This is a genomic window from Rathayibacter sp. AY1G1, from assembly GCF_002932095.1.
Taxonomy (GTDB): domain Bacteria; phylum Actinomycetota; class Actinomycetes; order Actinomycetales; family Microbacteriaceae; genus Rathayibacter.
Genome location: NZ_PSUZ01000002.1, coordinates 60,563 through 75,047 on the forward strand (window position 1 = coordinate 60,563; position 14,485 = coordinate 75,047).

The following is a 14,485-nucleotide window of genomic DNA, read 5'->3' on the forward strand; positions in this document are numbered from 1 at the left end:
CTGATGGCGGGTCACGATACCGGCGCGGCCCGCGCCCGCCTCGTCCTGATCGGCCCGATGGGCGCCGGCAAGACGACGATCGGCAAGCGGGTCGCGAAGGCGCTGAGCGCCGGGTTCGTCGACTCCGACGCGGAGTTCGTGCGCACCCACGGCCCGATCGCCCCCTACTTCGACGCCCACGGCGAGCCGGCCTTCCGCCGGGAGGAGCGCCGTGTCGTCGAGCGCGCCGTCCGTCGCGACGTGGTGCTGAGCCTCGGCGGGGGAGCGGTGCTCGATCCCGCGACGCGCGCCGACCTCGCGGACGTGCCCGTCGTGCTCCTCACCACCACGGCCGAGGCCGTCCGCGACCGGCTCGGCTCCGGCTCCCGCCCGCTGGTGCGCGGCGGGGTCGGCGACTGGGTCCGCATCTTCGACGAGCGGCGCCCGGTCTACGAGTCCCTCGCGGACACCGTGGTCGACACCTCCCGGCGGCCGATCACCCTGATCGCCGCCGAGATCGCGGAGTGGGTGCGCGCGCAGCGCCCCTCCGCCACCCCTGCACCATCGGACCCGGCGGCCACGAGCCGCCCGAGCGGAAGACAGTCATGAACGACGGCACCACCGCCATCCCCGTCGCCGGAGAGAACGGCTACGACATCCACGTCGGGCGCGGACTCCTCGACGGCCTCGCCGACGCGATCGGCCCCCGGGCCGCGAAGGTGCTCATCGTGCACCCGCCGACCCTCGCGGTCCTCGCCGCCGAGATCCGCGAGAGCCTGCTCGAGCGCTACGAGGTGCTGCTCGCCGAGGTCCCGGACGCCGAGGCCGCGAAGCGCGTGGAGGTGGCGGCCTTCTGCTGGCAGGTGATGGGGCAGTCGGACTTCACCCGCACGGATGTGGTCGTCGGCTTCGGCGGCGGCGCGATCACCGACCTGGCCGGCTTCGTCGCCGCCACCTGGCTCCGCGGGGTCGACCTGGTGCAGGTGCCGACCACCGTGCTCGGGATGGTCGACGCGGCCGTCGGGGGGAAGACCGGCATCAACACGGCCGAGGGCAAGAACCTCGTCGGCGCCTTCCACGCGCCGCGGGCGGTCGTCGCCGACCTCGACGTGCTGACCAGCCTCCCGCGCAACGAGATCCTGGCCGGCTTCGGCGAGATCGTGAAGTACGGGATGATCGCCGAGCCGCGCATCCTCGACATCATCGAGTCCGACATCGACCTGGCCACGGACCCGACGTCGGAGGAGTTCCGCAGCCTGGTCGAACTGTCGATCGGGATCAAGGCGCGGGTCGTCGGCGAGGACTTCACCGAGAAGGGCCCGCGCGAGATCCTGAACTACGGGCACACCCTCGGGCACGCGGTCGAGCACGCCGAGCGCTACCAGTGGCGCCACGGCGCGGCCGTCTCCGTCGGGATGATGTTCGCGGCCGAGCTCTCGCGCCTGACCGGATCGCTCAGCGACGCGGTCGTGGACCGCCAGCGCCGGGTCCTCGAGTCGCTGACCCTGCCGACGAGCTACCCGCTCGGACGGTGGGAGACGCTCCTCGCCGCGATGCAGCGCGACAAGAAGACCCGTGCGGGCATGCTCCGCTTCGTGGTCCTCGACGACATCGCCCGCCCGAGCATCCTGCAGGGGCCGGAGACGTCGCTGCTGTTCGCGGCGTACCAGGAGATCGGATCGTAGGTCCGACTCGGCTGAGCCCGGGCGGCGCCGTTGGGGCGATTCGCATGCGGCGTCCAGACTCCTCTGCCGACGGGGCCGCGTCGACTACACTCGACGGGTCAGCCGGACCGGCCGATATCGCCGCGCCCGCGTACCGGGCTCGCCGGCGCAGACTTCCACCGAAACGGATCCCCCTTCGCATGGCCTCTACCACCGACATCAAGAACGGCACCGTCCTCAGCATCGACGGCCAGCTCTGGAACGTCATCGACTTCCAGCACGTCAAGCCGGGCAAGGGCGGCGCCTTCGTCCGCACCAAGATGAAGAACGTCCTCACGGGCAAGGTCGTCGACAAGACCTTCAACGCGGGCGCCAAGATCGACACGGCCAACGTCGACCGCCGCGACTTCCAGTACCTCTACCGAGACGGCGCGGACTTCGTGTTCATGGACACCAGCGACTACGACCAGATCACCGTCCCCGAGGCGGTCGTCGGCGACGCGGCGAACTTCATGCTCGAGAACCAGAACGTGACCCTCGCCCTGCACGACGGCGACCCGCTCTACATCGACCTCCCCGCCTCGGTCGTCCTCGAGATCACCTACACGGAGCCGGGCCTCCAGGGCGACCGCTCGACCGGCGGCACCAAGCCCGCGACGGTCGAGACCGGCTACCAGATCCAGGTCCCGCTCTTCCTCGAGCAGGGCACGAAGGTCAAGGTCGACACCCGCACGGGCGACTACCTCGGCCGCGTCAGCTGAGCCGGGCCTCCCGTGAGTGCTCGCACGAAGGCGCGCAAGCGCGCCCTCGACATCCTCTACAACGCCGACGTCCGGCAGATCAGCTTCGCCCAGTCGCTGCGCGCCGAGGCCGAGCGAGCGGCGAACGAGCCGGCCCGTGAGGCCTCGTGGCTCTACGCCCGCGAGATCGTCGACGGGGTCATCGACCACGCCGACGAGATCGACGAGCTGATCGCCCGGCTCGCCCAGGGCTGGACACTCTCGCGCATGCCGCTGGTCGACCGCGCGATCCTCCGGATCGGGGTGTGGGAGATCCTGCACAACGACGCGGTGCCCGACGGCGTCGCCATCTCGGAGGCCGTCGAGGCCGCCACGTCGCTGTCGACCGACGACTCGGCGGGCTTCATCAACGGGCTCCTCGCCTCCGTCGCGGAGTCCCGCACGACGGCCTGACCCGCCCCGGAGACCTGCTCGGCCCGCCGGATCCCCGTGATCGGGCGGGCCGAAGTCGTTCCCGGGCTGCCCGTCCGGCGGGCCGCGTGACGGCCCCTATACTCGACACGGCTTTTCCTTTAACAGCCGTCCTGTGAGGCGGGGAAGGAGGTCGGTGTGACGGCACGAATCGTGCTCAACGGCGCTGACATCACGCGAGCGCTCACGCGCATCGCCCACGAGATCCTCGAGTCGAACCGCGGCCCCGAGTCGCTGGTCGTCCTCGGCATCCCGACGCGCGGCGTCGCCCTCGCGAGGCGCATCGCCGAGACGATCGCGCGGATCGAGCCGGACGGGCCCCCCGTCTTCGCCGGCTCCCTCGACGTGACGATGTACCGCGACGACCTCTCCCGGCACCCGGTCCGCACCCCCGCGCGCACCGCCGTCCCCGCGAGCATCGACGGCCGAACCGTGGTCCTCGTCGACGACGTCCTCTTCTCGGGCCGCACCATCCGCGCCGCCCTGGACGCCCTCAGCGACATCGGCCGTCCGCGAGCCGTGCGGCTGGCCACGTTGGTCGACCGCGGACACCGCGAGCTCCCGATCCGGGCGGACTTCGTCGGCAAGAACCTGCCGAGCAGCCTGAGCGAGCGGATCAACGTCCGGCTCGTCGAGACGGACGGTGAGGACCTGGTCGCGATCGAGTCGCAGGCCACCGGCGAGGAGACGGCTCCGTGAAGCACCTGCTCTCGACCCGGGACCTCGACCGCACGAGCGCGATCGCACTCCTCGACATCGCCGAGGACATGGCGGACGTGCAGAACCGCGAGGTCAAGAAGCTGCCGACCCTGCGCGGGAAGACCGTGGTCAATCTCTTCTTCGAGGACTCCACCCGCACGCGGATCTCGTTCGAGGCGGCGGCGAAGCGGCTCTCGGCCGACGTCATCAACTTCAGCGCGAAGGGCTCCAGCGTCTCCAAGGGCGAGAGCCTGAAGGACACCGCGCAGACGCTCGCCGCGATGGGCGCCGACGGCGTGGTCATCCGCCACAGCGCCTCCGGAGCCCCCGCGGTTCTGGCGGCGAGCGGCTGGATCGACGCGTCGATCCTCAACGCCGGCGACGGGACCCACGAGCACCCGACCCAGGCGCTCCTGGATGCGTTCACCATCCGCCGGCGCCTGCACGGCGCCTCCGCGTCCCGCGGCAAGAGCCTCGACGGCGTCGCGGTCACGATCGTGGGCGACGTCCTGCACTCGCGGGTGGCGCGCTCGAACGTCTGGCTGCTGACGGCGCTGGGCGCCGAGGTGACGCTGGTCGCACCGCCGACCCTCGTGCCGGTCGACACGCGCGACTGGCCCGCGACCATCCGCTTCGATCTGGACGAGGCGATCGACACCGGGCTCCCCGACGTCGTGATGCTCCTGCGCATCCAGCTCGAGCGGATGTCGAGCGGGTTCTTCCCCAACGGCCGGGAGTACGCGCGGATCTGGGGCCTCGACGACGAGCGGCTCGCCCGGCTGGGTCCCGATACCATCGTCATGCACCCCGGACCCATGAACAGGGGCGTCGAGATCTCCTCGGCGGCCGCCGATTCGAGCCGCTCCACGGTGCTCGAACAGGTCACGAACGGAGTGTCCGTCCGGATGGCCGCGCTCTACCTGCTGCTGTCCGGCGAACGGGAGGTCCACTGATGAGCACTGCCCAGCCGCTTCAGAGCACGGCGCCGGAGCGGATCCTGATCTCGGGAGCGACGCTCGCCGACGAGTCGACCGCCGACCTGCTGATCGACGGGGGCGTGATCGTCGAGATCGGCGCCGACCTCGACTCGCGCGGGGCCCGCGTGATCGACGCCGACGGCCTGCTGGCGCTACCCGGCCTGGTCGACCTGCACACGCACCTGCGCGAGCCGGGGTTCGAGCAGAGCGAGACGATCCTCACCGGCACGCGAGCTGCGGCTGCCGGAGGCTTCACCGCCGTCTTCGCGATGGCGAACACCTCGCCGGTGCAGGACACCGCGGGCGTGGTCGAGCAGGTGCAGAGCCTGGGCGAGGACGCCGGCTACGCGACGGTCCGCCCGATCGGCGCGGTGACCGTGGGTCTGGCGGGGGAGTCGCTCGCCGAGCTCGGCGCGATGGCCCGCAGCCGCGCGGCCGTGCGGGTCTTCTCGGACGACGGGAAGTGCGTCTCGGACGCGCTGCTGATGCGCCGCGCTCTCGAGTACGTCAAGGCGTTCGACGGAGTCGTCGCCCAGCACGCGCAGGAGCCGCGGCTCACCGTCGGCGCGCAGATGAACGAGGGCGCCGTCTCCAGCGCCCTCGGCCTGCAGGGCTGGCCCGCCGTGGCCGAGGAGGCGATCATCGCCCGCGACGTGCTCCTCGCCGAGCACGTGGGCTCCCGCCTGCACGTCTGCCACGTCTCGACCGCGGGCTCGGTCGACGTCATCCGCTGGGCGAAGGCCCGGGGGATCGACGTGACCGCCGAGGTCACCCCCCACCACCTGCTCCTCACCGAGCAGGCCGTCGCCGGCCAGGACGGGCCGAGCTACGACGCCCGCTTCAAGGTGAACCCGCCGCTGCGCCGCGACGAGGACGTGCTCGCCCTCCGCGAGGCCCTCGCCGACGGCACCATCGACATCGTCGCCACCGACCACGCGCCGCACCCGGTCGAGGCGAAGGACTGCGAGTGGGACGCCGCGGCGTTCGGCATGGTCGGCCTCGAGAGCGCGCTGAGCGTGGTGCACGCCGCCGTCGTCGAGGACGGGCGGATGAGCTGGTCCGACGTCGCGCGCGTGCTCTCCTCCGCCCCCGCCCGCATCGGCCGGCTCGACGGCTACGACCGCGGCCTCGCCGTCGGGGCCGCCGCGAACGTCGTGCTCTACGACCCGGAGGCGCGACGCCGCTTCTCCGTCGAGGACCTGCGCGGCCGCAGCGGCAACTCCCCGTACCTCGGTCGCGAGCTGCCGGGCCGCGTCGTCGCCACCCTCCACCGGGGCTTCCCGACCGTGCTGGACGGCGAGCTCGTCGACGCGGCGGTCGTCGCCGCCTCCGCGAAGGCCTCCCGTGGATAGGGCCGCGATCACGATCGTCATCGCCGCGGTCGTCGTCCTCGTCTTCGTCGGCATGCTGCTCTCCTGGCGCGCGCGGCGCCGCCGCTCGGCCGCCCTCGCGCCGGAGCCCGTGCCCGCGTCCTCGCTGGGCGCCGAGGTCGAGCGCGTCGACCTCCCGTACGTGGCCACGACCCGCTTCGAGCAGCCGCTCGAGCGCGTCGTGCTGCCGGGGCTCGGCTTCCGCGGCAACGCTGTGCTGCGCCTCCACGAGCGCGGCGTCGTGATCGCCCCCGTCGGCGAGCGCGAGACGGTGATCCCGGCCTCCCTCCTGCGCGGAGCGGGCCAGGGCAGCTACGTGATCGACCGCGTCGTCGAGGAGGGCGGCCTGCTCGTGATCTCCTGGTCGCCCCGCGGCGACGAGACCGTCGACAGCTACCTCCGCGTGGCCGAGCCCGCCCTCCGGGCGCACCTGGTCGCCGAGCTGCAGCGCCTCGCCGGCCCCCGTTCCTCCCCCTCCCACCCCGGAGCCGCCGACGGCGGCCCCGACACGACCCAGAAGGGCTCCTAGTCCGTGCCAACGACACGCCTCAGCACCGAACCCACCGCCGTCCTCGTCCTCGAGGACGGACGACGATTCCGGGGACAGGCCTACGGCGCCCGAGGCCGCACCCTGGGCGAGATCGTCTTCGCCACCGGCATGACCGGCTACCAGGAGACGCTGACCGACCCGAGCTACGCCGGCCAGATCGTCGTGCAGACCGCGCCCCACATCGGCAACACCGGGACCAACGACGAGGACATGGAGTCGCGCCGCATCTGGGTCGCCGGCTACGTCGTCCGCGACCCCTCCCGCGTCGTCTCCAACTTCCGCGCGCAGCGCTCCCTCGGCGACGACCTGGAGACCGACGGCATCGTCGGGATCTCCGGCGTCGACACCCGGGCGATCACCCGCCACATCCGCTCGGCCGGCTCGATGCGCGCCGGCGTGTTCTCCGGCGAGGACCTCGCCCTCCCCGAGGAGGAGCAGCTCGCGCTGGTCCTCGGCGGCCGGCAGATGCAGGGGCTCAACCTCTCCTCCTCGGTCTCGACCGACGAGCAGTACACGGTGCCTGCCCGCGGCGAGCGCGTCGGCTCGGTCGCGGTCATCGACCTGGGGGTGAAGACCTCGACGGTCAACTACCTCGCGGAGCGCGGCTTCGACGTCCACGTGCTGCCCGAGTCGGTGACCGCCGAGCAGGTGCTCGCGCTCGACCCGTCCGCGCTCTTCTTCTCCAACGGCCCCGGCGACCCCGAGGCCTCGGACCGCCACGTCGAGCTGCTGCGCACCACCCTGCGCGCCGACCTGCCGTTCTTCGGCATCTGCTTCGGCAACCAGCTGCTGGGGCGCGCTCTCGGCTTCGGCACCTACAAGCTCCCGTTCGGCCACCGCGGGATCAACCAGCCCGTGCTCGACAAGCTCACCGGCCGCGTGGAGATCACCTCGCAGAACCACGGGTTCGCCGTGGACGCGCCGATCGAGGGCGAGCTGGACTCGCCCGAGGGCTTCGGCCGCGTCGAGGTCAGCCACTACTCCCTCAACGACTCGGTCGTGGAAGGCCTGCGCTGCCTCGACATCCCCGCCTTCTCGGTGCAGTACCACCCGGAGGCGGCGGCCGGCCCGCACGACTCCAACCACCTCTTCGACCGCTTCCGCGAGATGGTCGTGCAGCGCACGGCCGGGCGCGGGGCCTCGGAGCCCACCGACATCCCCACGACCAGCAGCATCGGAGAGCAGAAGTAATGCCGCGCAGGGAAGACATCCAGAGCGTCCTGGTCATCGGCTCCGGCCCGATCGTCATCGGACAGGCCGTCGAGTTCGACTACTCCGGCACCCAGGCCTGCCGCGTGCTGCGCGCCGAGGGGGTGCGCGTGATCCTCGTCAACTCCAACCCGGCGACGATCATGACCGATCCCGACTTCGCCGACGCCACCTACGTGGAGCCGATCACGCCCAAGGCGATCGAGGCGATCATCGCCAAGGAGAAGCCGGACGCGATCCTGCCGACCCTCGGCGGGCAGACGGCCCTGAACGCGGCCATCCAGCTGCACGACCTCGGGATCCTCGAGAAGTACGGCGTCGAGCTCATCGGCGCGAGCTTCGAGGCGATCAACCGCGGCGAGGACCGGCAGATCTTCAAGCAGCTGGTGCTGGACGCGGGCGCCGACGTCGCGAAGTCCTACATCGCGCACACCGTCGACGAGGCGATCGAGTACGCCGAGGACCTGGGCTATCCCCTCGTCATCCGCCCGTCGTTCACCATGGGCGGCCTGGGCTCCGGCTTCGCCTACACCCGCGAGGAGCTGGTGCGGATGGTCGGCGACGGCCTGCACCAGAGCCCCACCACCGAGGTGCTCCTGGAGGAGTCGATCCTCGGCTGGAAGGAGTACGAGCTCGAGCTGATGCGCGACACGGCCGACAACACGGTCGTCGTCTGCTCGATCGAGAACGTCGACCCCGTCGGCGTGCACACGGGCGACTCGATCACCGTCGCACCGGCGCTGACCCTCACCGACCGCGAGTACCAGAAGCTGCGCGACATCGGCATCCGGATCATCCGCGACGTGGGCGTGGACACCGGCGGCTGCAACATCCAGTTCGCGATCGACCCGGCGGACGGCCGGATCATCGTGATCGAGATGAACCCGCGCGTCTCCCGCTCCTCCGCCCTCGCCTCCAAGGCGACCGGCTTCCCGATCGCCAAGATCGCCGCGAAGCTCGCCATCGGCTACCGCCTGGACGAGATCCCGAACGACATCACCAAGGTGACGCCGGCGAGCTTCGAGCCGACGCTGGACTACGTGGTCGTGAAGGTCCCGCGGTTCGCGTTCGAGAAGTTCCCGGCCGCCGACAAGACGCTGACCACGACCATGAAGTCGGTGGGCGAGGCGATGGCGATCGGCCGCAACTACGCGCAGGCGCTGCAGAAGGCGCTCCGCTCGCTCGAGAAGCGCGGCTCGTCGTTCCACTGGGGCGCGCAGGAGCGCTCGGTCGAGGAGCTCCTCGAGATCGCGAGGACCCCGACCGACGGCCGCATCGTCACCGTGCAGCAGGCGCTGCGCCTGGGAGCCACGGTCGAGCAGGCGTTCGAGTCCACGAAGATCGACCCCTGGTTCCTCGACCAGATCGTGCTGATCAACGAGATCGCCGACCTGGTGCGCGAGCACGACGGCCTCGACGCCGGACTCCTCCGCCTGGCGAAGGACCACGGCTTCTCGGACGCGCAGATCGCCGAGCTCCGCGGGCTCGACGAGGCGGAGGTCCGCCGCACCCGCTACGCGCTGGACGTGCGCCCGGTCTACAAGACCGTCGACACCTGCGCGGGCGAGTTCCCGGCGCTCACGCCGTACCACTACTCCTCGTACGACGAGGAGACGGAGGTCGTCGCCGCCGACCGCCGCAAGGTCGTCATCCTGGGCTCCGGCCCCAACCGCATCGGCCAGGGGGTCGAGTTCGACTACTCCTGCGTGCACGCCTCGTTCGCGCTCTCGGACGCGGGCTTCGAGACGATCATGATCAACTGCAATCCCGAGACGGTCTCGACCGACTACGACACCTCGGACCGCCTCTACTTCGAGCCGCTGACTCTCGAGGACGTGCTCGAGGTCATCCACGCGGAGTCGCAGTCCGGCGAGCTCGTCGGCGTCGTCGTGCAGCTGGGCGGCCAGACGGCGCTCGGGCTCGCCGCGGGCCTCGAGGCGGCCGGCGTGCCCATCCTCGGCACCACCCCCGCGAACATCGACCTCGCGGAGGAGCGCGGCGCGTTCTCGCGGATCCTCGACGAGGCGGGACTTCTCGCTCCGCGCAACGGCACCGCGACCGACCTCGACGGCGCCCGCGAGGTCGCGGTGGAGATCGGCTACCCGGTCCTCGTCCGTCCGTCGTTCGTCCTCGGCGGGCGCGGCATGGAGATCGTCTACGGCACGCCCCAGCTCGAGGACTACTTCGAGCGGATGGCCGGCGAGGGGATCATCGACGAGGCGCACCCGCTGCTGGTGGACCGCTTCCTCGACGACGCGATCGAGATCGACGTCGACGCGCTCTTCGACGGCGAGCAGCTCTACATCGGAGGAGTGATGGAGCACATCGAGGAGGCCGGCATCCACTCCGGCGACTCGGCGTGCACGCTCCCGCCGGTGACGCTCGGCCGCCGCCAGATCGACCAGGTGCGGGAGGCGACCCTCGCGATCGCGCAGGGCGTCGGCGTCCGAGGACTGCTGAACGTCCAGTTCGCGATCGGCCAGGGCGTGCTCTACGTGCTCGAGGCGAACCCCCGGGCCTCGCGCACCGTGCCGTTCGTGTCGAAGGCGCTGGGCATCCCGCTCGCGAAGGCCGCGTCGCGCCTGATGGTGGGCGAGACCATCGCCGCGCTGAAGGCCGAGGGCCTGCTGCCCGAGCGCGACGGCTCCGACGTCCCGATGGACTCTCCCATCGCGGTGAAGGAGGCGGTCCTGCCGTTCAAGCGCTTCCGCACCAAGGAGGGCCAGATCGTCGACTCGCTGCTCGGGCCCGAGATGCGCTCCACTGGCGAGGTCATGGGGATCGACCGCGACTTCCCGCGCGCCTTCGCGAAGAGCCAGGACGCCGCGTACGGCGGCATGCCGGCGAGCGGGACCGTCTTCATCTCGGTCGCCGACCGCGACAAGCGCTCGATCGTCCTGCCCGCGCTGCGCCTGCGTCAGCTCGGCTTCGACATCCTCGCGACCGAGGGCACGGCCGAGGTGCTGAACCGCAACGGGATCCAGGCCCGCGTGGTCCGCAAGTACAGCGAGACCGCCGAGGGCGACGCGCCCTCCATCGTCGAGCTGATCGCCCGCGACGAGGTCGACGTGGTGATCAACACGCCCAGCGGAGGAGCGACCCGCGCCGACGGCTACGAGATCCGCGCCGCCGCGGTCGCCGCGGACAAGCCGCTGTTCACCACGATCGCCCAGCTCGCGGCGGCGGTCGCCTCGCTCGACGCGGCGAACGAGCCCTTCGAGGTGACGAGCCTGCAGGACTACGCCCTGCGCCGCGCGGAGCGCACCGCGTGAGCGGCGGCGCGGCGGGCACCGCCTCCTTCGGCTCGCGCCTCGAGGCGGCGTTCGCCGCGCACGGCCGGCTCTGCGTCGGGATCGACCCGCACGCGTACCTGCTCGACGCGTGGGGCCTCGCCGACGACGCGGCCGGGCTCGAGAGCTTCGGCCGAACGGTCGTCGAGGCGGCGGCCGGCCGTGCTGGCGTGGTGAAGCCGCAGATCGCGTTCTTCGAGCGGCACGGCTCGGCGGGCTACGCCGCGCTCGAGCGCGTGCTCGCCGACGCCCGCGAGGCCGGACTGCTGGTGATCGCCGACGTCAAGCGCGGCGACATCGGCACGAGCGTCACCGCCTACGCCGAGGCGTGGCTCCGGCCCGGCTCGCCGCTCGAGGCGGACGCCATGACCGCGGCGGCCTACCAGGGGCTCGGCTCCCTCGAGGGGATGCTGACCCTCGCCGAGGAGGCGGGCAAGGGCGTGTTCGTCCTCGCAGCCACCTCCAACCCCGAGGCCCGCCCCGTGCAGCGCGCCCTCGTGCAGGACGGCGGCCGGGCGGGATCCACCGTGGCACGCGCGGTCGTGGCGGACGTGGCATCCTGGAACGACGCTCACGCTCGCGCGTCGATCGGCTCGGTCGGCGTGGTGCTCGGCGCCACTGTCGCCCTGGGCGACTTCGGCATCGGCATCGACGAGCCGCTGCACCCCGCACTTCCGGTGCTCGCGCCCGGCTTCGGCCACCAGGGCGCAGCCGTCGCGGACGCGCAGCGGCTGTTCGGCGCGCTGAGCGCCGCCACCATCGTCAGCGAGTCGCGCAGCGTGCTCGGCGCCGGCCCCTCGGGGATCGCGGCCGAGATCACCCGCCGCGCGACCGACATCCAGGAGACCCTTGTCCGCTGAAACCGTCAGCCCCGATCCCGGCGCCTCCTCGCGCCCGGAGGCCGTGCGCCGTCCCTCGCCGCCCGAGGTCGACCGGCGCGCCGCCTCCGAGGCCGCGATCGCGGCGCGCCGTGCCCGCGCCGCCGTCAAGAAGGCCGTCGCCGCCGGACGCCGCCCCGCGACCGCCGTGCTCGCGGCGGCCCAGGCCGAGCCGCTCGGAGTCGAGGGGCGGATGCGCGTCAGCGAGCTGCTCCGCGCCGTGCCCGCACTCGGCGTGGTGAAGACGCCCCGGGTGATGGACCAGCTGCGGATCGCCGAGTCGAAGCGCCTCGGCGGGCTCGGCCGGCGCCAGGTCGAGGGCCTGGCGTCGTTCCTCGAGGAGCGGGAGTCGCGGCAGCGCCGCCCCGGCCGCAACCGCCTGCTCGTCCTCGCCGGTCCGACCGCGGTCGGCAAGGGCACCGTGTCGACCTACATCCGCGAGAACTACCCGGACGTCCTGCTCTCGGTCTCGGCCACCACCCGGGCCCCGCGTCCGGGCGAGGTGGACGGCGTCAGCTACTACTTCGTCGACGACGCCGAGTTCGACCGGATGGTCGCGGCGGGGGAGTTCCTCGAGTACGCCGTCGTCCACAACGCTCACCGCTACGGCACGCCCCGCGGCCCCATCGACGCCGCGCTGGAGCAGGGCCGGCAGGTGATGCTCGAGATCGACATCCAGGGTGCCCGCCAGGTGCGCGAGCGGATGCCGGACGCGCGGCTGGTCTTCCTCCTGCCGCCGAGCTGGGACGAGCTGGTCCGCCGGCTGGTCGGCCGCGGCACCGAGAGCGCGGAGGAGCAGGAGCGCCGTCTGGCCACCGCGAAGGTGGAGCTGGCCGCGCAGGACGAGTTCGATTTCGCCGTCGTCAACAGCACCGTGCCCGAAGCGGCCCGCGAGGTCGTAGAATTGATGTCGCCTCGTGCCGACGGCGCGCCCGCTGACCCGGGCCGCTGACACCGGGCCACCGACCACCTCCGGGCCGACGCCCCGGGTCCCACCGGGCACACGCCCCTCGGAGCCCGCGCGCCGTGTTGCTCCGGAGCCGCAGATCGGCGCTGATGCGCCTGCAAGGAGACACCCATGGCCAACAACCTCGGCATCATCGACCCGCCCATCGACGAGCTCCTCTCGAAGGTCGACTCCAAGTACGCGCTGGTGATCTTCGCCTCCAAGCGCGCCCGCCAGATCAACGACTACTACGCCGACCTCCACGAGGGCAGCCTGTTCGACAACGTCGGCCCGCTGGTCGACTCCACCATCGACGACAAGCCCCTCTCGGTCGCACTGCACGAGATCAACGAGGACAAGCTCGTCGCCAAGCCCCTCGCCGAGTAGTCCCCTCCGGGTGGGCTCCTCTCTCGAGGCCGGCCGACGGCTCAACGTCGTCGTCGGCATTACCGGCGGCATAGCCGCGTACAAGGCCGTCGGAGTCGTCCGCGCGCTGGTCCTCGCGGGGCACGACGTGCACGTCGTCGCGACCGAGGCCGCGCTGCGCTTCGTCGGGAAGCCCACCCTCGAGGCCATCTCGCGGAACCCGGTGCACACCGAGCTCTACGAGGGCGTCGCCGAGGTCCGGCACGTGGCCATCGGCCAGGCCGCCGACCTCATAGTGATCGCGCCCGCGACGGCGCACACGCTCGCCAAACTCGCTGCCGGCCTCGCCGACGACCTGCTCGGCAACACGGTGCTCGCGAGCACCGCCCCGCTCGTGGTCGCCCCCGCGATGCACACCGAGATGTGGGCGAACGCCGCCACCGTCGCGAACACGGCGGTGCTCCGCTCCCGCGGCGTGCACGTCGTCGGCCCCGCGGTCGGCCGCCTCACCGGCGCCGACTCGGGCCCCGGCCGCATGGAGGAGCCCGAGACGATCGTGGCGGAGGCCCTCGCCGTCCACGCCCGCTCCGCCTCCGCCCGCCGCGACCTCGCGGGCGTGCGCGTCCTCGTGACCGCCGGCGGCACCCGCGAGCCCCTCGACCCGGTGCGCTTCGTCGGCAACCGCTCCAGCGGCAGGCAGGGCGTCGCGCTCGCGCTGGCCGCTGCGGCCCGGGGCGCGGAGGTCACCCTCCTCGCCGCGAACCTCGACGTGCCGGCGCCGGAGGGCGTCACGGTCCTCCCGGTGGGCACCGCGCTCGAGCTGCGCGAGGCCGCCCTCGCCGCGGCCCCCGGCGCGGACGTCGTGATCATGGCCGCGGCCGTCGCCGACTACCGGCCCGCCGCGGTCGCCGACGCGAAGATCAAGAAGGAGCAGCAGGGCGACCGTCTCGTCCTCGATCTCGTCAAGAACCCGGACGTCCTCGCCGAGATCTCCGCCTCCCGGCGGGAGGGGCAGATCGTCGTCGGCTTCGCCGCGGAGACCGAGCCGGACCGGGACGCGATGCTCGCCCTCGGCCGCGCCAAGATCGCCCGGAAGGGCTGCGACCTGCTCGTCCTCAACAGGGTGGGCTGGGCCGAGGGTTTCCAGAGCGACAGCAACGCCGTCGTGGTCCTCGATCGGGCCGGCGATATAGTTGGCGAGGCCTCGGGCAGCAAGGCGGAGGTGGCCGATCGCGTCCTCGACGCGGTCGTGCGCTAGCCCCGCCGGTCCGCCCGCCCAGGCGCCGATCGCCTGCCGCCCGGCATCGCGCCCGCCAGGCCACTCCCGGTACGAACGACCCCGGTCC

Annotated in this window: 14 protein-coding genes; all 14 read left to right on the forward strand. The window is 72.2% G+C overall.

Annotated elements, in window-relative coordinates; genetic code table 11:
* The first annotated feature begins 3 nt into the window (after positions 1-3).
* Entirely contained in the window at positions 4-588 is a 585-nt protein-coding gene (locus tag C5C36_RS01550; RefSeq protein ID WP_104225325.1) for a shikimate kinase, read from the forward strand.
* Entirely contained in the window at positions 585-1,664 is a 1,080-nt protein-coding gene (aroB, locus tag C5C36_RS01555) for a 3-dehydroquinate synthase (protein ID WP_104309113.1), read from the forward strand. The genes C5C36_RS01550 and aroB overlap by 4 nt, the downstream gene beginning before the upstream one ends.
* 179 nt (positions 1,665-1,843) lie before the next feature.
* Positions 1,844-2,404 carry an elongation factor P gene (gene efp / locus C5C36_RS01560; RefSeq protein ID WP_068210208.1) on the forward strand — a complete coding sequence of 187 codons (561 nt, stop codon included), beginning with the start codon at positions 1,844-1,846 and terminating at the stop codon, positions 2,402-2,404.
* 12 nt (positions 2,405-2,416) lie between these two features.
* Positions 2,417-2,836 (forward strand): transcription antitermination factor NusB, encoded by a 420-nt coding sequence (gene nusB / locus C5C36_RS01565; protein ID WP_104224751.1) that lies wholly within the window; start codon positions 2,417-2,419, stop codon positions 2,834-2,836.
* A 156-nt stretch (positions 2,837-2,992) separates the two neighbouring features.
* Complete coding sequence (gene pyrR, locus C5C36_RS01570; protein ID WP_104309114.1) at positions 2,993-3,553, forward strand: bifunctional pyr operon transcriptional regulator/uracil phosphoribosyltransferase PyrR; 561 nt, start codon at positions 2,993-2,995, stop codon at positions 3,551-3,553.
* Positions 3,550-4,506 (forward strand): aspartate carbamoyltransferase catalytic subunit, encoded by a 957-nt coding sequence (locus C5C36_RS01575; RefSeq protein ID WP_104309115.1) that lies wholly within the window; start codon positions 3,550-3,552, stop codon positions 4,504-4,506. Before pyrR ends, C5C36_RS01575 begins: the two co-directional genes overlap by 4 nt.
* On the forward strand, positions 4,506-5,882 hold the full coding sequence (locus C5C36_RS01580) for a dihydroorotase (protein WP_104224748.1): 1,377 nt from the start codon (positions 4,506-4,508) through the stop codon (positions 5,880-5,882). Before C5C36_RS01575 ends, C5C36_RS01580 begins: the two co-directional genes overlap by 1 nt.
* Positions 5,875-6,429 (forward strand): hypothetical protein, encoded by a 555-nt coding sequence (locus C5C36_RS01585; RefSeq protein WP_104255383.1) that lies wholly within the window; start codon positions 5,875-5,877, stop codon positions 6,427-6,429. Before C5C36_RS01580 ends, C5C36_RS01585 begins: the two co-directional genes overlap by 8 nt.
* 3 nt (positions 6,430-6,432) lie before the next feature.
* Entirely contained in the window at positions 6,433-7,641 is a 1,209-nt protein-coding gene (gene carA, locus C5C36_RS01590) for a glutamine-hydrolyzing carbamoyl-phosphate synthase small subunit (RefSeq protein ID WP_104225321.1), read from the forward strand.
* Positions 7,641-10,931: a carbamoyl-phosphate synthase large subunit gene (gene carB / locus C5C36_RS01595; RefSeq protein WP_104221829.1), complete on the forward strand. Its 3,291-nt coding sequence runs from the start codon at positions 7,641-7,643 to the stop codon at positions 10,929-10,931. The genes carA and carB overlap by 1 nt, the downstream gene beginning before the upstream one ends.
* On the forward strand, positions 10,928-11,809 hold the full coding sequence (pyrF, locus tag C5C36_RS01600) for an orotidine-5'-phosphate decarboxylase (protein WP_104246781.1): 882 nt from the start codon (positions 10,928-10,930) through the stop codon (positions 11,807-11,809). Before carB ends, pyrF begins: the two co-directional genes overlap by 4 nt.
* A gap of 43 nt (positions 11,810-11,852) precedes the next feature.
* Positions 11,853-12,779, forward strand: a complete 927-nt coding sequence (gmk, locus tag C5C36_RS01605) for a guanylate kinase (RefSeq protein ID WP_104354723.1) — start codon at positions 11,853-11,855, stop codon at positions 12,777-12,779.
* A gap of 126 nt (positions 12,780-12,905) precedes the next feature.
* The gene (rpoZ, locus tag C5C36_RS01610; RefSeq protein ID WP_104221835.1) at positions 12,906-13,160 is read left to right on the forward strand and encodes a DNA-directed RNA polymerase subunit omega; all 255 of its coding nucleotides are present in this window, start codon (positions 12,906-12,908) and stop codon (positions 13,158-13,160) included.
* Between the two features lie 10 nt (positions 13,161-13,170).
* Positions 13,171-14,397 (forward strand): bifunctional phosphopantothenoylcysteine decarboxylase/phosphopantothenate--cysteine ligase CoaBC, encoded by a 1,227-nt coding sequence (gene coaBC / locus C5C36_RS01615; protein WP_104309116.1) that lies wholly within the window; start codon positions 13,171-13,173, stop codon positions 14,395-14,397.
* The last annotated feature ends 88 nt before the right edge of the window (positions 14,398-14,485 follow it).

Bases quoted from the DNA above. Each gene is read 5' to 3' on its own strand.
- C5C36_RS01550 (WP_104225325.1), top strand. From the start codon at position 4: ATGGCGGGTCACGATACCGGCGCGGCCCGCGCCCGCCTCGTCCTGATC.
- aroB (WP_104309113.1), top strand. From the start codon at position 585: ATGAACGACGGCACCACCGCCATCCCCGTCGCCGGAGAGAACGGCTAC.
- efp (WP_068210208.1), top strand. From the start codon at position 1,844: ATGGCCTCTACCACCGACATCAAGAACGGCACCGTCCTCAGCATCGAC.
- C5C36_RS01580 (WP_104224748.1), top strand. From the start codon at position 4,506: ATGAGCACTGCCCAGCCGCTTCAGAGCACGGCGCCGGAGCGGATCCTG.
- carB (WP_104221829.1), top strand. From the start codon at position 7,641: ATGCCGCGCAGGGAAGACATCCAGAGCGTCCTGGTCATCGGCTCCGGC.
- rpoZ (WP_104221835.1), top strand. From the start codon at position 12,906: ATGGCCAACAACCTCGGCATCATCGACCCGCCCATCGACGAGCTCCTC.